A 19,737-nucleotide genomic window follows, 5' to 3' on the forward strand; every position below is an offset into this window, starting at 1 on the left:
GCCGGGCATGACGAGTCTGTGGAGGGATCGAGCGCACATGCGATAGCCCTGCCCGCAAGCGGGAGAGGGAGTGCAGTTCCGACTTGACGATCAGCGCAATGTTATATCGAGCCAGCCCAGCGGGTTGACCGCGACGCGGTCGCCGCTGTCGACCAGGACGGTCGTGGTTTCGGCCTCAATGATCGCGGGACCGGCCAGCGCTTGGCCCGGCCCGAGATCGTCGAGCGCGTAGACCGGCACCTCGCGCCAGGCACCGAACCAGGCCTGCCGCTTGCCGCGCGGCGCGCAGGGCGCAGCCGAGCTGGCCTTTCCGGCATCACTGCTGCCGCGCGCCACCTTGCCGACGGCGGCAACGCGGGCGTTGACGAACACCACCTCCTGCCCGCGCGAGGCATAGGTGTAGAGCTCCTCGTGGCGGCGATGGAAGCGCTCCTCGATCTGCGCCACCAGGTCGGCGGCGCCGAGATCGAGCTCGCCGAGCGGCACGTCGATCTCGAACACCTGCTCGCCGTAGCGCATCTCGGCCGAGCGCTCGATGCCGATATCGCCCTTGAACCAGTCGCGCAGCCGCCCCGCCGCCTGCTCTTCCAGCCCGGCGAACAAGGCGCGAACCTCGTCGGCGGAAATCCGGCCGGTGCCGTAATGGGTGCGGCTGACCTCGTAGCGCAGATCGCTGGTCAGCATGCCCCAGGCCGAAAGCACAGAGGCGACCGTCGGCACGATGATGCGCTTGATCTCGAGCTCGCGCGCGACCTCGGCGGCGTGCATGCCGGCGGCGCCGCCGAAGCTGAGCAGCGCGAATTTGCGCGGATCGACGCCGCGGCGCAAGGTCATCAGGCGGATGCCGTCGGCCATCTTCAGATTGATCATCTTGTAGATGCCGGCGGCGGCCTCGATCCGCGACAGCTCGAGCGCTGCGGCGATCCGGTCCACCGCGGCTTCCGACGCCGCACGGTCGAGCGGCCGCGCGCCGCCCATGAAGGCGGCGGCGTCGAGATAACCGAGCACGACATTGGCATCGGTGACGGTGGCAGCCGTGCCGCCATTGCCGTAGCAGGCCGGGCCCGGCACCGAGCCCGCGCTCTCCGGCCCGACCCGCAGCGTGCGGCCGCCGTCGACGCTCGCGATCGAGCCGCCGCCGGCGGCGATGCTGGCGATGTCGAGGCTGCGCAGCGCGATGCGCTGGCCGGCGAGCATGCCATCCGCCGACAGCGAGGCCTGGCCATCTGCGATCAGCGAGATGTCGGTCGAGGTGCCGCCCATGTCGAACGGCACGAGATCGGGGATCCCGAGCATCTCGGCGCAGCGGCGGCTGCCGGAGATGCCCCCGGCCGGCCCCGACAGCACCGTGCCCGCGGCGAGCCGCGAGGCTTCCTCCACCGGCGCCATGCCGCCATGCGACAGCACGACGAACAACGAGCCCTTGAAGCCCGCCTCATGCAGGCTACGCTCCAGATTGGTGAGATAGCGTCGCACCGTCGGCGCGACGTAGGCGTTCACGATTGTGGTCGACACACGCTCATATTCCTTGATCTGCGGCAGTACGTCGCTCGAGCGCGACACGCTGACGTCGGGCAGCTCCTTCGCCAGCTGCTCGACGGCGGCAAGCTCATGCGCCGGGTTGAGATAGGCATGCAGAAAGCAGACCGCGACGGAATTCGCACCCGAACGTTTCACTTCCGCGATGACGTCGCCGAGCGCGGCGGCATCGAGCGCAACCGCAGCGCTGCCGTCGGCCTTCAGCCGCTCGCGCGCGCCAAAGCGGCGCTCGCGCGGCACCAGCGGCTCGGGCGGCGGCGTGCGCAGATCGTAGCGGTCCGGCTTCAACCCCTCGCGCATCTCGACGACGTCGCGATGACCTTCGGTGGTCAGCAGCGCAACTTTGGCGCCCTTGCGCTCGAGCAGCGCATTGGTCGCAACCGTCGTGCCGTGCACCAGGCGATCGGTCGCGGCGAGCATCGCCGCGCGCGTCACGCCGAGGCGGCGCGCCAGCTCTTCCAGTCCCGCCATCACGCCGATCGACTGATCGGCCGGCGTGGACGGCGATTTCGCGAACACGGTGCGCCCGCTTTGATCCGTCGCAACCAGGTCGGTGTAAGTGCCGCCGACGTCGACCCCAATCGTATACATCGCTGCCCTACACCGCTTTCGAAACCAAACCTTGCGCAAGATCGCGCGCCCGCGCTTCCGCCGAGCGCTTCTCGGGTGGACCCCAGCCGCCGCCGCCGGAGGACCGGATCTCGAGGCAGTCGCCGGGGCGCAGCTCGATGCCGACTTCCTTCGTCTTCAACACGCGCGGCGCGCGGCCTTCCGAGAGCAGCCGGTAATGATGCGGCTCGCCGTCCTTGCCGCCGAGCATGCCGCAGGGACCATGGCGCGCGCCGTCGCCGGCGGTGTTGCCCTTGGCCGGCTTCTGCGTCTCCAGCACCATGTCGAGCGCGACGCCAAGCCCGCCGCGATGCTGGCCGTCGCCGCCGGAGTCCGGCCGGAATTCGTGCTGGCGGAAATGCAGGGGGAAGCGCACCTCGGCCACCTCGATGCTGCCGAATTTGAGACCGCCGACCGAGTGCCATTCGCCGATCGACGAATAACCGTCGCCGCCCGGCGAGGCGCCGCCGCCGGGCCGAGCCTGGAACATGTGCCAGATGAAATTGCGTCCGTTGCGCGGGTCCTCGCCCTGGATCGCGATGCGGAAGCGGCGCCCCCACCCGCCCATGACGCGATCTGGACAGGACGCCGACATCGCCTTGATGATGGCTTCAACGATCTCGTTGGAGGGATGGCTGGTGCACAAGGTGACGGGACGGCCGGGATCGGCCCAGACAATCGTGCCCTGCTTCGCCACCACCTTCAGCGGCCGCAGCGCGCCGGTGTTCTTCGGAATGTCGGCGTCGATCAGATAGGCAAAGGCCATCGCGACCGCTGCCTGCATGTTGGCGTGTGACGAATTGACGAAACTGGTCGACTGCGGATCGGAGCCGGTGAGATCGACCTCGATGTCGCTGCCCTTCTTGGTCACCTTGGCGGCGATCTTGATGTCGGTGCGGCCGTGGCCGTCATCGTCGAGCAGAGCTTCGCCGTAGAACACGCCGTCCTTCCAGGCGGACACCACGGCGCGGGTCTGCTGCTCGGTCGCATCGAGAATGGCCTCGATCGCGGCTTCGACCGTATCCGCGCCGAACTCGCTGAACAGTTTTGCGACACGGCGCTCGCCGAGATGCGCAGCGCCCAGCATCGCCGCGAGGTCGCCGCGGAATTCCCTGGGGTTGCGGATGTTCAAAGCCAGCAGGTCGAGCAGATCCTCGCGCGGCTTGCCGGCCTCGTAGAGCTTGATCGGCGGAATGCGGATGCCTTCCTGATAGATCTCGGTGGCGGCTGGATTGTAGGCGCCGTGGGTGGCGCCGCCGATATCGCTCTGATGCGCGCGCACGATGGTCCAGAGCAGCCGCTTGCCACCGTCGAACACCGGCACGAAGGCAGTGAGATCGGGCAGATGGCTGCCGCCCTGGTAGGGATCGTTGAGCAGGATGACGTCGCCGGGCGCGACATCCTTGAAGCGCTCCTCGACCGCCAGCGTCGCCCAGGGCAAGGCGCCGACATGAACCGGAATGTGGTCGGCCTGCGCGATCAGCCGCCCGTTGGTGTCGCAGATCGCCAGCGAGAAATCGCGGCTGGAATTGAGGATCTGCGAATACGAGGTGCGAAGCATGGCTTCGCCCATCTCCTTCACGATCGACGACAGGCGGTGCTGGACGACGGAGCGGGTGATCGGATCGATCTTGGCGGACATTTTGGCCTTCTTGGCGCGAGGACTTGCGCAGGGAGGATCGTGGAACCGGTCGATCGAAACCGGAATTCCTTCTTATAGCCAGTGGCTTGCGGATCGCAAATCGGCTGGTCCGGCCAAAACGGATCATTCCGGCGATCAGCAAGTCGTGATCGACAAGAATCTGCCTGACGAAGGAATAGAACTCACGCTGCTGCGTCCCACCCATGCAAGCCGGCCCAAGCCCGTAACCGCTCGGGCCTCCCCGACAACTCCCAGGGTGAACGCAAATGCTTCCTCGATTCCTTAAGTCCGGCCTCGCGCCGCTCGCCGGCGCCGCCCTGCTTGCTTTTGCAGCTGCGGCGGCTGCTTTCGCGCATGACGACCATCATCCGGTCCAGACCGGGCAGACGGCCGAAGAGAGCGCCTTCCTTGCTGAAAACGATACCGCGATGACCAAGATGATGAATGACATGGCGGCCAAGCCGAGCGGCGACATCGACCGCGACTTCGTCGCGATGATGCAGCCGCATCATCAGGGCGCGATCGACATGGCCGTGATCGAGCTCCGCTACGGCAAGAACGAGCAGCTGCGCCGGATCGCGCAGGAAATCATCGTCGAGCAGCAGCAGGAGATCGACGCCATGAAGCTCGCGATCGGAGATCCGGTTACGGCGTCCGCGCCCGCCCCAACACAGCAGACCCCGGCGCCTGCCGCTCACGATCATATGAACATGTCCCACGGAATGAAGAACTAGGAGCCTCAAACGATGAACCGTCAAATCCTCAAGAGCCTGCTGGCCACGACCGTGCTGGCGATGTCGAGCTCCGCTTTCGCCGGACAGGCGCCGGGCGCTGCGTCCGCGCCCGACATTCCGGTCAGCCATCACGATCGCGTCTACGCCGCCGAGCAGTTCTCCAACACGGTGTCGGTCACCGACCCGGCCGACAACAAGCTGCTCGGCGTGATCCGGCTCGGCGACCCGCAGCCGGGCAATTTCAGCCCGCTCTACAAGGGCCAGGTGCTGGTCCACGGCATGGGCTATTCGCCCGACCACCGCACCCTCGCGGTGGTCTCGATCGGTTCGAACTCGGTGAGCTTCATCGACACGGCAACCAACGCGGTCAAGCACGTCACCTATATCGGGCGGTCACCGCACGAGGCGTTCTTCACGCCCGACGGCAAGGAAGTATGGGTCACCGTGCGCGGCGAGAATTACATCTCGGTCATCGACGCGCAGAGCTTCAAGGAAACGACGCGCATCGAGGTGCCCGCGGGACCCGGCATGCAGATCTTCTCGCCCGACGGCAAGTACGGCTACATCTGTTCGTCGTTCAATCCGGAAACCGACGTGGTCTCGGTGGCAGACCATCAGATCGTCGCGAAGGTGAAGCAGGAAAGCCCGTTCTGCCCGAACATCGCGGCCTCGCCCGATGGCGACCAGGTCTGGTTCACGCTGAAGGATGTCGGCAGGACGCAGGTGTTCAACGCCAAGCCGCCGTTCAACCTGATCAAGACCATCGACAGCGGCCCGATCACCAACCACGTCAATTTCGCCAGGACCTCAAAGGGGACCTTCGCCTATGTGACCATCGGCGGCACCAACGAGGTCAAGGTGTTCCGAACCGACGATTTCTCGCAAGTCGCGACCATTCCCGTCGGCAATCTGCCGCACGGCGTCTGGCCGTCCGGCGACGGCACGCGGGTCTATGTCGGTCTCGAAAATGCCGACGCGCTGGCCGCGATCGACACCGCGACCAACAAGGTGATCGCCAACATCCCGATCGGCCAGGCGCCGCAGGCGATCGTCTATGTGCCGAACGCCGCGCCAAATCCGGAAGATCGCCAGAACCTGCAAGCCCTCGGCGTCGCCGGCCAGGCCGCTCACCTCGCGCTCGCACCGAAAAAGCAAGCCAAGGGCGAGAAGCCGCCGACCAGCGTATCGCTGTTCGATCAAGGCCTGATCCAGGTGCTGCAGGCTTCCGTGACCGGGCTCGAGCCGAAGCAGCGCTACGTGCTGGGATTGGCCGAACACGCTGACGGTGGCGGCATGGTGGAGCCGCTGGCAGCCTTCATGACCAATCCGGCCGGCTCCGCGATCGTCAACGCGGCCGGTCCGATCCGGCAGATCGTGCAGAGCGCGGCCAGGGCGGAGCGACGCTACCTCGTCATCGCAGCCGGCGAGCCGGCGAAACTCGGCGCGGTCGTGCAGGTACAAGCGCCATGAGCGACATGCTGCACCTGGTCGAGCCGCTGATACCCGCCTTGCGGCGTTATGCGCGGGCCCTGGTCCGCGATCACGCCGCGGCCGACGACCTGGTGCAGGACTGCCTGGAACGCGCCGTCATCCACTGGGAGCAGCGGCGGTCGGACAATCCGCGCCCGTGGCTGTTCGCGATCCTGCATAATCTCGCCATCAACCAGTTTCGCCGCGCAACGGTGCGCGGCGTTCATGTCGCGATCGACGAAACCAACGAGGATGCATTCGGCCAGGAAGCGGCGCAGGAGCACAAGGTAATGTATCGCGATGTCATGGCGAAGCTCACCAGGCTTCCGCATGACCAGCGTGCGGTGCTGCTGCTCGTCGGCGTTGAGGATTTGTCCTACGCCGATGCCGCGAAGGTGCTTGGGGTGCCCATTGGCACGGTGATGTCACGCCTCGCGCGCGCCCGCGAGCGGCTGCATCACGAACTGGAGGGGACTCCCGGCGACCGGGATCATAATGTCGTGCAATTGCGGAACAAGACATGAGCAACCGACCCATTACAGAAGACGATCTGCACGCCTACGTCGATCGCGCGCTCGAGCCGGAACGCGAGGCCGAGGTCCGTGCCTATCTGGACAAGCATCCGGACGTGGCCAAGCGCATCGCCGCCTACTCCGATGAGCGTAACCTCTTGCGATCGGCGCTGCTGCCGATCGCCGAGGAGCCGCTGCCGCCGCGGCTCAACCTCGCCAGGATGATCGAGAGCCCGCGCCGCCGCCCCTCGTCGTTGCGCTGGGCCATCGCAGCGATGCTGATGCTCTCGATCGGCGGTCTCGGTGGATGGATGATCCGCGGCGCGACACAGACACCGGTCGGCGGGATTGTGGCGCTCGCCGAGGAGGCCAGCGATTCCTACAGAGTGTACGCCTCCGATCGCACGCGGCCGGTCGAGCTGCGCGACAGCACCGAGCTTGTGCAATGGGTCTCCAACCGGTTGCATCAACCGGTGAAGCTGCCGGATCTCACCAAGTCGGGATATCGCTTGATGGGCGGACGGGTAGTGCCGACCGCACATGGTCCTGCGGCCATGTTCATGTACGACGACGATCGCGGCGAGCGGCTTGTGGTTCTCACCCGCCCGATGACGTCAGACCAGAACGCGCCGATGGCCGCGCATTCGGGTGGCGATGTCGCGGGCTTCTCGTGGGCTGACGGCGGTACGGGCTACTCCCTGGTGGGGCCGCGCGGGGGCGATTCCCTGCGGCCGCTTGCCAACGAGATTCGCAAGCAGGCACAGACGATCTGATCGGAACGGCGCGCTAAAGCATGATCCGGAAAAGTGCGAAGCGGTTTTCCGAAAAGATCATGCTCAAACAAAGAGCCAAGGCGCGATGACGATTCAACCCAATCTCATCGCGCTTTAGGGCCTGGTGTAGACCAGGAACAGCACGGTCCCGATCACCAGCGCGCCGGCGATGAACAGCAGCACCGCAGGCAACCCGAACAGCGCCGCGACGCCGGCGGTGCTCGATTGCAGCAGCGCTGCGCCAAGGAAGAACGCGAGATTGACCGAGGACAGCGCCTTGCCGGTGTTCTGTGCGGCGACAAGCTGCCGCGTCATGCCGTAGATCAGCGGCTGCGCCGACGTCGCGAGCCCGATCAGGATCAACAGCACCAGGTCATATTGCGTCGGCATCACGGTAACCCCGAAGAGATTCGAGACCGGGAAATGCGGCGCACCGGCCGCCATCAAGACGAGCAGCAGCGCGGCGATGGCGTGCGTCACCGCCACCATGGCACGGCGGTGCCCGAACTTGCGATCGAAAGCGCCGATGCAGGCTGGGCCGACGATCATCGCCAGCGTGAACAGGCCGAGCACATTGCCGGCCTCGATCCGGCTCAGCCCTTTCTCGTCCATCAGCCACGGGCCGCCCCACAAGCCGCGCAAGGTCAGCGACGCGCCGAGCGACACCAGCGACAGCGCGATCAGACCACGCAGGCCACGCGACATGCCGAGCCGCAGCACCTCGGCCATCTGGTGCAGCGGCGAGGAATCATCCGCATGCGCCGCCGGCTGCCGCGGCACCAGCGCGAACACCGCGATCAGCACGACAATGCCGAAGCCGGCCGAAACCCAGAAACCGGCGCGCCAGCCGAACTGATCGACCACGAACGCCAGCGGGCTTGCCGACAGCAGCATGCCGATATTGCCGATCGAGAGGATCAGGCCGGACCACAGGCCGAACTTCGCCGCCGACATCTGCTTGGCCGCGAGCGTCATCGGGCACATCAGCATGCCCGAAGTGGCGACGCCGAGCATGAGCTGGCCGAGCACAAAGCTCGCAGGCCCCGTCGCCAGCGCCGAGACCAGCGTTCCGATCACGGTACCGGCGAGCAGGCTCAGCGACACCGGCCGCACGCCGAAACGATCCATCGCGGCGCCGACCGGGATTTGCGAGGCGGCAAAGGAGAAATGATAGATCGAGGTGAGGCTCGCGAGCGCCTGCGGCGAGGTGCCGAAATCCGACGCCATCAGATCGAGGCTGATCGCCGGGATGGTCCGCAGCAGCGTCGACAGCATGTGGCCGGAGGCCAATGCCAGAAGTGCAAGCACCAGGGCGCGGAACCCGATCCCCGCCTCTTCCTTCGTCACCACGCCGTCCACGAATCGCCTCTTCCCCGAGCGGTTTGGCGACGGGCGTAACATTATTGGGCGGAGGGTGCCAATCAGTTAGCCTTCTCCCCGTTCTTCACGGGGTCGAGACGAGCGAAGCTCGTTCTTAGAGGGCTGGGTGAGGGGCTGCACCCGCGAACACGGTGACAATTGGATGTGCGGAGGCTCCCCCTCACCCGGAACGCATCTAACGATGCGTTCCGACCTCTCCCCGCACGCGGGGCGAGGTGACTTCACTGCTTATGGAACACCAGCGTGCGCAGCTCGATGCTCTCGCGCGGCGCGGCATCCGCCGGCGTGGTCGGATCGACGAACGCCGTATGCGGCCCGAACCGCGTGCGACCGTCGGTCGCCGAGTCGTAGCATTTCAGCAGGATCGCCTCGTCCGGCGTCATCTCGGGAATGTAGAACCAGCGGTGGTTCGGATTGTACTTCACCGAGTAGGTCTCGCCGCTGCGATTGGGATAGATCAGGTCGGAGGCGGTCAGATCCTCCGGCGCGACCGTGGTGCCGTCGGCCATCGCCAGCGGTGAATCCCGCAGGGGACCGCGGATCGGGCGCCACAGATTGATCACCTGGACGCGGCCCTTGACCAGCTGCTCGGCCTCGTCGGGCAGGTGCTCGAACACCCGGTTGCGGCCGGAGACGGCGGTCTGGTCGACATGGACGCGGGTCGCCGGCTGGCGCGGACCACCGCCGCGGATGTCAGCCGCGCCCTCGACGCGCTTGCGCACGGTGTGATCGAAGATGACAACGCGATCCGCCTTCAGCGTCGCCTTCAGGAAGGCTTCGACGGCGGGATAGTAGACGTTGCGGACTTCGTTCTCGTCGTAATAGTCCTTGACGCTGGTCGGATGCTTGACCAGCGCAAAGCCCTCGCGATCGAGCGAGAAGCTGTCGGCGATCAAACGCCCGTCAAATATCGGAACATTGTGGGCTTCGGGCAGCGCGGTGGATTTGGGTTCGCCGGGCGGCGGATCGAAGGCGTAGGTCCGGGGCTTGCCCGGCGTCGGCGCGAGATAATTCAGTTCAGCGGTCACAAACGGCAGCGACTCGATGCGAGTTTGTTGAAGGCCCATGGTGATCTCCCGGACTCGATTGTTCGTGCTTTTGATCTTGGCGGCGCCGGGCGGGGTGGCAAGGTCGTGGCGAAAATAGCAACGTTGCGGTTTTGGAATGTGCCAAACGGGGAAAATCCTTGCCGCGCGGCAGCCGGCGGACGAATGGATGTTTTGAATCACGGGTTCGTTAGCGGTGCAATAGTGCGGAGCTGAATCGCTTCCGCGCAGACGGTCCAAATCTCCCGCCTGCTGGGCCGCCGCAGGTGCGCCGGCAAAATATCGAAAACAACCCCATGCAAAGGACCTCGCGGCTGCCGGCCTTCGACAGGGCAGCTTGACACGTCGGGCAAATCAGGGATACATTTCCAATATTCCGAAATCGTGCGAGCACCGCCGTCCTGGCGAAAGCCAGGACGACGCTGAATGTTTGGTGTCGCTTGCAAATTGCCTACAGTCCCGCGCCCTTCCCGACGGCCGCACCAAACGAGCGGTCGACGATGTCGGCGGCGTTGATCTTCTGCCGGATCAGGCCCCAGCGGTCGTAGAGGTCGATGGTCTTCTGCTCGTCGGCGACCACGCTGTCGTCGATCGGCGCGATGCGGATCTTGGCCCGCGTCAGCCAGTTCACCGCCACCGCGGGCGGGATGTTCATCAGCCTGCCCCAGGTCGCGGCGTAGCCCTCGACATTGTTCTGCGACCATGCGCGCGCGGCCGCCAACCGCCGCACGAAATCCTCGAGCTCGGCGCGCTTGGCCTTGATCGCATCCGGTGTCGCGACCTGGAAGCCGAGGCCGGGCGTGATGCCGTCAGCCGTGATGACGCGGCGCGACTTGAACAGCACCTCTTCCTGGCTCACATACGGCTCCCAGGTCGACCAGGCGTCGACCGCGCCCTGCGTGTAGGCGACCTTGGCATCCGACGGCGCGAGGAACACGATCTGCACGTCGTTCGCCTGCCAGCCTTTCGATTCCAGCGCCGCCAGGATCAGCTGATGGCCGATCGAACCGCGGCCGGTCGCGATCTTCTTGCCGCGCAAATCGTCAAAGCTCTTGATCGCAGAGCTTTCCGGCACCAGGACCGCGAGCCCGTCGCGCGACTGCCGCACCGCCACGATCGCCTTGACCGGAATTTTGGCGGCCGCCGCGAAGGTGAACGGCGCGTCGCCGACCAGCCCGGTATCGATCGCGCCTGCGCCCAGGGCCTCCAGCAGCGGCGCGGCTGCGGCGAACTCCTTCCACTCGATCTTGTAGGGAACGTCCTTGAGCACACCGGCCGCTTCCATCACGGCCTGCGAATTGCCCTTCTGGTCGCCGACGCGCAGCGTGGTCTGCGCGAAGGCCGCGTCGACGGCGACGAGCGCAAGCACTGCCGCAACAATGAGACGGATCATTCGGCGGCAATCCCCCGCTGCTGGTCGCGCGCTTCGATCAGCTTGCGGGTCAGCGGGATCAGCGCCCGGCCATAATCGATCGCATCGACCAGCGGGTCGAAGCCGCGGATCAGGAAGTGGCTGACGCCGAGATCGTAATAATCGCCGAATACCTCGGCGACCTGCTCGGGTGTGCCGACCAGCGCGGTGGTATTGCTGTTGGCGCCCGTCAGTTTGGCGATCTCGGTCCACAGCCGCTTGTCGATGCGCGTACCCTGATCGGCGAGCGCCAGCAGCCGCTTGGCGCCGTCGGTCGCGTGGTTGGGACGGCGATAGCCGGTCTGGTCCTGCAGCGCGGTGGCGCGCTCGAGGATATGTTCCGCCTTCTTCCACGCCTTCTCTTCGGTGTCGGCGAGGATCGGCCGCACCGACAGACTGAAGCGCGGCGTCGGCCTTCCGTGCCTGGCCGCGGCGGCGCGCACCCGCGCGGTGACGTCGCGCACCTGCGCGTAGGACTCGCCCCACAGCGCGAAAGTATCGGCGTGCTTGCCCGCGACCTCGACCGCGGCGTCCGAGCCGCCGCCGACGAAGGTGTAGATGCCGCCATTCTGCAACGGCTTCACCTGCGAGAAGCCGTTCTCGACGTTGTAATACTTGCCGCTGTAGTTGAACGGCTTCTCGCTGGTCCACTCCAGCCGCACCACGTCGAGGAATTCGCTGGTGCGGGCGTAGCGCTCGTCCTTGTCGTCGAGCGTGTTGCCGTCCTGGCGCAGCTCGATGGCGTTGCCGCCCGTGATGACGTGCAGCGAGACGCGGCCGCCGTAGAACTGATCCAGCGTCGCGAGCTGGCGCGCCAGCAGCGTCGGCGCGGTGAAGCCCGGTCGCTGCGCGATCATCACCTTGAGCTGCTTGGTGATGGTCAGGACATGCTGCGCGACCTGCAACGCATCCGGCGTGGTGGAATGGAACGCCAGCAGCGCGCGATCGAATCCGGCGAGCTCATGCGCCTTGGCCACCGTCTCGATATAGGGCGGATCGAGCACCGGGCCTGAGCGGACGATGGTCTCGGAGGCATTGTTGTTGGTGATGAAGCCGATGAACTCGACCGGCATGACGGGAACTCCGTTGTTGTTGGCTGTTGTTTTCAGACGCCCAGCGCGGAGCGTCCGGCGGAGACACGGGTGGCATCGTCTTGCGGGGTATGGACGCGGCCGCACAGCACGTCACGGTAATGCCGCTCCAGCGGATTGGTTCGCGACAGACCGTGATTGCTGGTCAGCGACAAGGCATCCTCCACCACTGCCGCGGCGTTATTTGTCACCGTCAGCTTGATGATGTTAGACTCGATCGCGGACAGCGGGAAGCCGTTATCGAAATCGGTCGCGAAGCTGTCGATCAGGCGGGCATTGACCGCAAGCCGCGCCTCGATCGCACCGACGACCTCCTGCATCCGTGGCAAGGTCGCGAGCGGCGCGCCGAGATTGGCGGGCACCCGCTCCTTCAGGAATTTGACCAGCCAGTCGCGGGCCGCGCGGGCGATGCCGTCATAGATCGCGGCGACGAAGATCGCATGCACGGTCGCCTGGGTGACGTCAGGAACCTTCCAGTCGTCGGGCGTGCGCACGTCGATCTCGTAATCCAGCGGAAACACGACGTCGTCGAAGATCACGGTGTGGCTGCCGCTGGCGCGCAGGCCGAGATGGTCCCAGGTCTCCTCGATCCGCGTTCCCGGCAGACCGGCGGGAACCAGAAACAAGCCGACACGGGTCTCCGGCTCATCGGTCTTCGCCCAGACCGAATACCATTTCAGGATCGGCGCGCCGGTCGAATAGATCTTCTTGCCGGTCAGCCGCCAGCCGGTCTCGGTGCGGCGCGCCGTCGTCGCCGGCAGGCCACCGCGCGCGGGCGAGCCGAGTTCGGGCTCGACGCGCAATGCATTGATCAGCGCCACGCCCTCGACCGTCTCCTTGGCGAGCTTGCGCGACAGCCGGCCCGGCCAACGCGTGCTGCGCGCCATCACCAGATGCTGGATGTAATGCATCGACAGCACCAGCGCGGTCGACGGATCGGCCTTGCCGATGATGCCGAGCACGCGCGTGGCGTCGCGGGCGCCCGCTCCGCCGCCGCCGAGCGCCGCCGGCACGGTCAGCGCCAGCAGGCCCTCGCGCGACAGATCGGCGAAATTCTCGAACGGAAAACTGGCGTCGCGGTCGTGCGCCGGCGCACGCGCTGCAAACACGTCGGCGAGCCGCAACGCGCGCGCGATGTGCTCCGGCTCGTCCGCCGGATGCAGCTCCCTCGCCGCAGACGTCACCATGTCGCCTCCAGTCCGAGCAGGCCGAGAATCTGCTTGCGCAGCTCAGCCAGATAAGGATCGCCGCGATGCCGCGGATACGGCCTGGCGACAGCGATGTCCGCCTTGATCCGCGCCGGCCGATCGGAGAGCACGATGACGCGGTTGGCGAGCACCAGCGCCTCCTCGACGTCATGGGTGACCAACAGCGTGGTGAAGCCTTTGCGCTGCCACAGCGCGACGAGTTCTGACTGCATGGCGATCCGCGTCAGCGAATCGAGCTTGCCGAGCGGCTCATCGAGCACCAGGATCTTCGGATCGTTGACCAGCGCGCGCGCCAGCGCCACGCGCTGCGCCATGCCGCCGGACAGCTGGTGCGGATAAGCGTTGCGGAACGAGGACAGGCCGACCAGCTCGATGACGTCATCGACGCGGTGGCGCTGCGCCTTCAGAATGCCCTGCGCTTCGAGGCCAAGCGCAACATTGTCCCACACCGTGCGCCACGGAAACAGCGTCGGGTCCTGGAACACGACAACCCGCGACGGATGCGGTCCGGCGATGCGGACTTCATCCTCGCGCAGCGTGCCCGCGCGCGGCTTCTCCAGCCCGGCCACCAGCCGCAGCAAGGTCGACTTGCCGCAGCCGGACGGGCCGAGCAGCGCCACGAACTCGCCCGGCGCGATCGCGAGATTGACATTGTCGAGCACTGGCAGCGTGGCGCCATCGATATCGAAGGCGTGGCTGACACCTTCGATATCGAGCTCGGCGCCGACCGCCGGGTAGGTGATCGCTTCTGCGGCGGACTGCACTACCATTTCACGACGCCCTTCTGCCAGACCAGCAGGCGGTCGCGGGTGCGGAACAAGAGCGTGATCGCGCCGGAGCAGAGCAGCGACATCACGATCAGCGCCGCATACATGTTGGCGTAGGCCGCCCAGCCCTGCGCCCATTGCAGGTACCAGCCGAGCCCTGCCTTGACGCCGATCATCTCGGCGACGACGAGCACCGCAAAGGACGAGCCGAGCCCCATGAACAGGCCGACGAACACGTGTGGCAGCGCGGCGGGGATCGCCACCTTCAGCACCAGGAACGACGGTTTCGCGCCGAGCGTGCGCGCGACGTCGTAATAGGCGCTACTGACGCTCGCCACGCCCGACCAGGTCAGGACCGTCACCGGAAAGCCGGTGGCGAGCGCGATCAGGAAGGTCGAGGCGCTCCAGCTCGACGGAAAAGTGAAGAAAGCGATCGGCAGCCAGGCGGTGGCCGGCAGCGGACCGATGAAGCGCAGCACCGGATGCACCCAATAGCCGATTTTCTGCGACCAGCCGATCGAGACACCGGTGATAAAGCCGACGGTTGCGCCGATGATGTAGCCGCCGAGCTGCAGCTTGATCGAGGCGAACACGCTGTCGAGCAGTTTCGGCAGATCGTCGGTATAGACCTCGAGGATCGACTGCGGCGGAGGGAAGAACGGCAGCGGCAGCCAGGCGAACTTTGCGGTGGCCACCTCCCACAACGTCACGAAGGCGCCGAACGCCACCAGCCATGGCGCGCGCTTGCGCAACGCCTGCCCGGCGCCGCCGAGATAATCCGCGCTGAATGTGCCGAACAGGATGAACGCGGCGATGACGATCGCGCCGATGCCGAGCGATCCGGTCCGCGACCAGTCGCCGACATCGGGCCAATAAAGGCAGGAGAGGCCAAAGGCGAGCCAGACGAGGCTCGCCGCAAGGCCGACACCGTAGCTGCCGGAGAGGTTCGAGAACGTGACCGCCGCGCGCGGCGCGGCCGCGGCCGTCGTGTCAGACACTGAATACGTCGACATAGATCCGCTCCGCGAATTTGGCCGTGTCGGTGCTCTGCTTGAACACCTGCACCGTCTTGAGGTCGTCGGCGTAGCCCTTCAACTCGCGCTTGAGCACCTCGCCGGTCGGATGATGGTGATGGGTGTGATAGCGCGCCATTGCCTCGAGATCGGCGAGGCTCGCCGCCTTCGGCGCATAGGGCTGGAACGACTTCGCCGCCTTGTCCGGGTTCTGCGAGGTGAACATCGCGGCGTCGAGCAGCGCCTGCGTGATGGCGCGCGCGACTTGAGGCTCCTCGCGCACCAGGCTGCCGCGCAGGCCGACGATGCAGCAGCTCTTGTCGCGATATTCGCCGTCGAGGTTGGAGGCGACCTCCTTGTACTGCGCATCCTTCAGCCAGAGATAGGCCAGCGGGTCCGACGACAGGAAGGCCTGCACCTCGCCCTTCTCGACCGCGACGTTCAGGAGATTGCCGGGATAGGCGCGCCAGTCGACGTCCTTGATCGGGTCGATGCCGAGCTTGGCCAGCTGGATTGAGAAGAAATTCTTGTCGGGACCTGCGAGATCGCCGACCGCGACGATCTTGCCCTTGAGATCGGCGAGCTTGTCGACCCCGGAATTGGTGCGGGTCAGGACGCGCATGCAGCCGCCATGGGTGCCGGCGGCGATCTTGACGTCAAAGCCCTGCTCCAGCGGCTTCAGCCAGCGCAGCGCCATGCCGAGACCGGCGTCGCTCTTGCCGGTGGCGATCGCCTCCAGCAGCTGGTCGGTCGAGCCCGAATAGTTGATCAGCTCGACGTCGAGATTCTGCTTCTGGAAGAAGCCGTGGTCGATCGCGACCGGCAGCGGCGCAAGGCAGACCGCGCCGGCGTTCCAGGACAGCTTCAGCTTGCGCGGCGCGCCGGTCAAAGCCGGTGCATCGGATGCGGTCTTGCAGACCGGGAATTCGGAGAAGTCGATCGCCGGCGTGATCGCCCGTGGCGCGAAGGCCTGCGCACTATACGCCCCGATCGGCGCGGCAAAGGCCGCGGCGGCGCCCGCACGCAGCAATGTGCGGCGATCCATCACCGTCTTCTTGTTATCCGTCGACATCTTCACTCCTGCATTTCGGCAAGGCTCCGCCCCGCGCGCAAAACGTCTCCGTTTGAACGCCCCGTCGTTCGAAGCACATGGTTCAGAAAAAAGCGGATTTCTCCGGCGCGATTGCACTCAAAGCAACATGCAAATGATGCGGCGCGACAAGATCATCGTCAATGAAATGGAATTTCGAATGTTGTCGGCGCCACAGCTGAACTCTCCACGATCGCATCGCGCGGCGATGAAAGGATTTTCACGATCGTCCCAGACGGAGATGCGGCGCGATCACCCGTGACTGCATCAAATCTAGGCGTTTTGCGGCCGCATGCGCGATGTCTTCTACGCGCGGCCTGCTTGACGAGATCATCCTTGCCGCGCAGCCGGCGAACTCAGATTTCCGTTTCGTTGACGGCGAACGGCTTGCTCATAGACTTGATCGAACGCTGCCGCGCGTTCCGCGGCGCAGCGAATGAATCAGGAAGAAAATTCATATGCGCAAACTGACCCGCTCGGGCCCTGCCTATTCTCTCACCCGCCGCACGGCGGCAGCGCTGATCACGGCCGTGATCACGCTGTCGACATCGGCTGCGGCGCTCGCGGCCGACGCGATCGTGCTGCGCGTCGGCGACCAGAAGGGCGGCAACCGCTCGCTGCTGGAGATTTCCGGCCTCGCCAAGGATCTGCCCTACAAGATCGAGTGGTCGGAATTCCCCGCCGCAGCCCCGATCCTGGAAGCGATCAACGCCGGCGCGCTCGACGTCGGCTACACCGGCGATCTGTCCTTCCTCACGGTCTTTGCGTCGGGCGCGCCGATCAAGGCGATCGGCGGCACGCGCTCCGATGCGCGGACGCAGGCGATCCTGGTGCGCGGGGATTCGCCAATCAAGACGGCAGCCGATTTGAAGGGCAAGCGCCTCGCCGGCACGCGGGGCGGCTGGGGCCAATTCCTGATCAATGCGACGCTGGAAAAAGCCGGCAGCAGGATCGAGGACGCAACCTTCGCCCCGCTCGGCCCGGTCGACGCCAAGATCGCGCTGCTCGCCGGCTCGATCGACGCCTGGGCGGTGTGGGAGCCGTATATCTCCTACGCCACGCTGAAGGACAGGGCGCGCGTCGTCGCTGATGGCGAAGGGCTGACGCCGACCATCACCTTCATCGTCGCCTCCGACAACGCGATCGCAACCAAGCGCGCGGCGGTGCAGGACCTGGTGCAGCGGCTCAACAAGGCGCGGCTTTGGTCGCTCGACCATCTCGCCGAGTACGCCAGGAACACGGCCGAGCTCACAAAACTACCGGAGGACGTGCTGCTCGCCGCCTACACCGCGCAGAAGACGAGCCCGATCGCGATCGACGAGGCCGTGGTGAAGGAGGTGCAGGCCGCCTCCGATCGCGCCACGCGCTACGGTATCTTCGGCAAGACGCTGGATGTCGGCAAGGCTGTCGACCGCAGTTTTACGGCGAGCGCGAGCTTGAACTAGCGGCGCGCGTGAACCGGGCACGCTCTTTCCTCACCTCCCCTTGCAAAGGGGAGGTCGGATTGCACAGCAATCCGGGTGGGGATCCTGCTCCGCAGACGCCGGCGTCCGTGGAGGGCAACCCCCACCCCGCCCTCCCCCTTTCAGGGGGAGGGAGCCTAAGCGGCAGTGCTCACCTCACGGAGCATCAAGCCGCGCACCACCATGGAGACCTCCGATGTCCGGTCCGCTCCATCTCGCACTGATTGTCACAGCACACCTGCTCTGCATGACCTTGTTGGTCGCGCTGTCGGTTTGATAGCGTCCTCTCCGGGCCAGCCCCAGGGAGAACAACAATGAACCTATCAATGAAGGACCGCGTTGCCGTGGTTACCGGCGGCAGCAAGGGCATCGGGATCGCGGTGGCGCGGCGGTTTGCCGAATCCGGCGCCAGGGTCGCGATCCTCGCCCGCGGCGCGGCCGATCTCGCTGCGGCGCGCGAAGCGCTTGCCAGGGACGGCCTTGTGGTACGCGATTATGTCTGCGACGTCGCGAAGGCTTCCGATATCACCAAGGCTCACGACCAGATCGTTGCCGATCTCGGCAAGGTCGACGTGCTCGTCAACAACGCCGGCACGGCACGCACGCTGGCGTTCGAGAGCATCAGCGACGAGGCCTGGCAGGAGGACCTCGACCTGAAGCTGTTCGCCGCGATCCGCTTCAGCCGGCTGGTGTGGCCGGGCATGAAGCAGCGCAAATGGGGCCGCATCATCAATGTGCTCAACACCTTTGCGAAAGCGCCGGCCGGCAATTCCGCGCCGACCTCGGTGTCGCGTGCGGCCGGCATGGCGCTGACCAAGGTCATGGCCAATGAAGGCGGCGAGCACAACATCCTGGTGAACGCGCTGCTGGTCGGCCTGATCATGAGCGATCAATGGGTCAAGCGGCATGCTGCCCAGGCGCCGAACACGGATTTCGGGGAATTCGCCAAGGGCCTTGCCAAGGGCACCCCGCTCGGCCGCATCGGCACGGCGGAGGAGTTCGCCAACCTCGCCTGCTTCCTGGCCTCGGAGCAAGGCTCCTACATCACCGGCACCGCCATCAATGTCGATGGTGGCCGGTCGCCGGTAGTCTAGAGCCCCGGTCCCGGTTCAACCCGGTCCGGAGCTCCAGATTCTGCTTTGGCGCGTTTTCTTCACGCGAACCGGTGTCCACTCGCTGGAAAACGCGGGCTGGCAACCAACGGCAGGAAGCGACGGCTCAAAAGCAAAAGGCCTCCGTCACCGGAGGCCTTTCATCTTAAACCGCGTCCTTGGCGGCCTTGACCGGCCGTGCGCGGACGATCTTCCGGGCCGGCTTGGCCTTGAACATCATCTCTTCGCCGGTGAAGGGGTTGGTGCCCTTGCGCGCCTTGGTCGCAGGCTTCTTGACCACAACGAACTTCGCGAAGCCGGGGACGAGGAACACCCCGGCCTTCTTCAGCTCCTTGTGGCCGACATCGACAAGCGAGTCCAAAACGTTCTTGACGTCGCGCTTGGAGAGTTCGGTGGTGGTCGCGATCTTCTCGATCACTTGCGACTTCGACAGTTGGGTAGCCATGGTTGCTCCATTGATTCTGGAGTGGGCACGATATGGCGGAAAACGCCGAGAAAAACAGTGTTTTCTGCACTCCCCACCACAATATCGCTGTGGACAGCCGCCGAATCAGGGTTTTTTCCAGTGTTTTTTCAAGTCAAGGCGCTTCCGACCCCTAAAATTACAGGGTTTGCGCGGCTTCGGCGCTCCCGAAACGTCCCTTCGAGAGAATCACCAGACGCAACTCGCGCGGCCCAAACTGCGACAATGCGGCGCCCGATCCGGGTTGCGAAGCGTCGCAATGCGCCACTTCAGGTTTCGGAAACGATCCTCCAAAAGGCCGAGGCATTAGAAAATGACTCGGGTTCCCATTCCATCGTAACATCGCAAAGGGGCGCCACGACCGATCCGGCTGGTCGCCCGATGCAAGCCTTTATGTAAGTACCGGAGACCCGC

Annotated in this window: 17 protein-coding genes; 6 read left to right on the top strand and 11 right to left on the bottom strand. The window is 65.6% G+C overall.

The window, feature by feature from the left end; translation table 11 throughout:
* Positions 1–90 precede the first annotated feature (90 nt).
* Entirely contained in the window at positions 91–2,130 is a 2,040-nt protein-coding gene (locus J2R80_RS38300; protein ID WP_253640409.1) for a hydantoinase/oxoprolinase family protein, read from the bottom strand.
* A gap of 7 nt (positions 2,131–2,137) precedes the next feature.
* Positions 2,138–3,790 carry a hydantoinase B/oxoprolinase family protein gene (locus J2R80_RS38305; protein ID WP_076824321.1) on the bottom strand — a complete coding sequence of 551 codons (1,653 nt, stop codon included), beginning with the start codon at positions 3,788–3,790 and terminating at the stop codon, positions 2,138–2,140.
* A gap of 266 nt (positions 3,791–4,056) precedes the next feature.
* Here J2R80_RS38305 and J2R80_RS38310 point away from each other — a divergent pair, with 266 nt between their 5' ends.
* From J2R80_RS38310 to J2R80_RS38325, 4 genes are read left to right on the top strand one after another with little or no spacing between them, the layout of a single operon-like run.
* The gene (locus J2R80_RS38310) at positions 4,057–4,524 is read left to right on the top strand and encodes a DUF305 domain-containing protein (RefSeq protein ID WP_057015145.1); all 468 of its coding nucleotides are present in this window, start codon (positions 4,057–4,059) and stop codon (positions 4,522–4,524) included.
* Positions 4,525–4,536: 12 nt separating this feature from the next.
* Entirely contained in the window at positions 4,537–5,994 is a 1,458-nt protein-coding gene (locus J2R80_RS38315; RefSeq protein ID WP_229192069.1) for a YncE family protein, read from the top strand.
* Positions 5,991–6,518 (top strand): RNA polymerase sigma factor, encoded by a 528-nt coding sequence (locus J2R80_RS38320; RefSeq protein WP_253640410.1) that lies wholly within the window; start codon positions 5,991–5,993, stop codon positions 6,516–6,518. Before J2R80_RS38315 ends, J2R80_RS38320 begins: the two co-directional genes overlap by 4 nt.
* Positions 6,515–7,279 (top strand): anti-sigma factor, encoded by a 765-nt coding sequence (locus tag J2R80_RS38325; RefSeq protein ID WP_168858919.1) that lies wholly within the window; start codon positions 6,515–6,517, stop codon positions 7,277–7,279. Before J2R80_RS38320 ends, J2R80_RS38325 begins: the two co-directional genes overlap by 4 nt.
* 114 nt (positions 7,280–7,393) lie before the next feature.
* Here the strand turns inward: J2R80_RS38325 and J2R80_RS38330 are convergent, their stop codons facing one another.
* From J2R80_RS38330 to J2R80_RS38365, 8 genes are all read right to left on the bottom strand, one after another.
* Positions 7,394–8,629 (bottom strand): MFS transporter, encoded by a 1,236-nt coding sequence (locus J2R80_RS38330; RefSeq protein WP_253641064.1) that lies wholly within the window; start codon positions 8,627–8,629, stop codon positions 7,394–7,396.
* 251 nt (positions 8,630–8,880) lie between these two features.
* Positions 8,881–9,726: a CmcJ/NvfI family oxidoreductase gene (locus J2R80_RS38335; protein ID WP_253640411.1), complete on the bottom strand. Its 846-nt coding sequence runs from the start codon at positions 9,724–9,726 to the stop codon at positions 8,881–8,883.
* Positions 9,727–10,156: 430 nt separating this feature from the next.
* Entirely contained in the window at positions 10,157–11,098 is a 942-nt protein-coding gene (locus J2R80_RS38340; protein WP_253603006.1) for an ABC transporter substrate-binding protein, read from the bottom strand.
* Positions 11,095–12,189 carry an LLM class flavin-dependent oxidoreductase gene (locus J2R80_RS38345; RefSeq protein WP_253640412.1) on the bottom strand — a complete coding sequence of 365 codons (1,095 nt, stop codon included), beginning with the start codon at positions 12,187–12,189 and terminating at the stop codon, positions 11,095–11,097. Before J2R80_RS38345 ends, J2R80_RS38340 begins: the two co-directional genes overlap by 4 nt.
* A 32-nt stretch (positions 12,190–12,221) precedes the next feature.
* Complete coding sequence (locus J2R80_RS38350; protein WP_253640413.1) at positions 12,222–13,394, bottom strand: acyl-CoA dehydrogenase family protein; 1,173 nt, start codon at positions 13,392–13,394, stop codon at positions 12,222–12,224.
* On the bottom strand, positions 13,388–14,185 hold the full coding sequence (locus J2R80_RS38355) for an ABC transporter ATP-binding protein (protein ID WP_253640414.1): 798 nt from the start codon (positions 14,183–14,185) through the stop codon (positions 13,388–13,390). The genes J2R80_RS38350 and J2R80_RS38355 overlap by 7 nt, the downstream gene beginning before the upstream one ends.
* A complete protein-coding gene (locus J2R80_RS38360) occupies positions 14,179–15,195 on the bottom strand; it encodes an ABC transporter permease (protein WP_057015135.1) in 1,017 nt (338 codons plus the stop codon). Before J2R80_RS38360 ends, J2R80_RS38355 begins: the two co-directional genes overlap by 7 nt.
* On the bottom strand, positions 15,173–16,267 hold the full coding sequence (locus tag J2R80_RS38365) for an ABC transporter substrate-binding protein (RefSeq protein WP_253640415.1): 1,095 nt from the start codon (positions 16,265–16,267) through the stop codon (positions 15,173–15,175). Before J2R80_RS38365 ends, J2R80_RS38360 begins: the two co-directional genes overlap by 23 nt.
* Positions 16,268–16,743: 476 nt before the next feature.
* On the opposite strand from J2R80_RS38365, the gene J2R80_RS38370 reads away from it, so the two are divergent.
* Both J2R80_RS38370 and J2R80_RS38375 read left to right on the top strand, forming a co-directional pair.
* A complete protein-coding gene (locus J2R80_RS38370; RefSeq protein WP_253640416.1) occupies positions 16,744–17,730 on the top strand; it encodes an ABC transporter substrate-binding protein in 987 nt (328 codons plus the stop codon).
* A 332-nt stretch (positions 17,731–18,062) separates the two neighbouring features.
* Entirely contained in the window at positions 18,063–18,842 is a 780-nt protein-coding gene (locus J2R80_RS38375) for an SDR family oxidoreductase (RefSeq protein WP_076824458.1), read from the top strand.
* Positions 18,843–19,005: 163 nt separating this feature from the next.
* On the opposite strand, the gene J2R80_RS38380 is transcribed toward J2R80_RS38375, so the two are convergent.
* On the bottom strand, positions 19,006–19,305 hold the full coding sequence (locus J2R80_RS38380; protein ID WP_021077434.1) for an HU family DNA-binding protein: 300 nt from the start codon (positions 19,303–19,305) through the stop codon (positions 19,006–19,008).
* Positions 19,306–19,737 lie beyond the last annotated feature (432 nt).

Source organism: Bradyrhizobium sp. USDA 4541, assembly GCF_024171085.1.
In the GTDB taxonomy this organism is placed as follows: Bacteria; Pseudomonadota; Alphaproteobacteria; order Rhizobiales; family Xanthobacteraceae; genus Bradyrhizobium; species Bradyrhizobium australafricanum.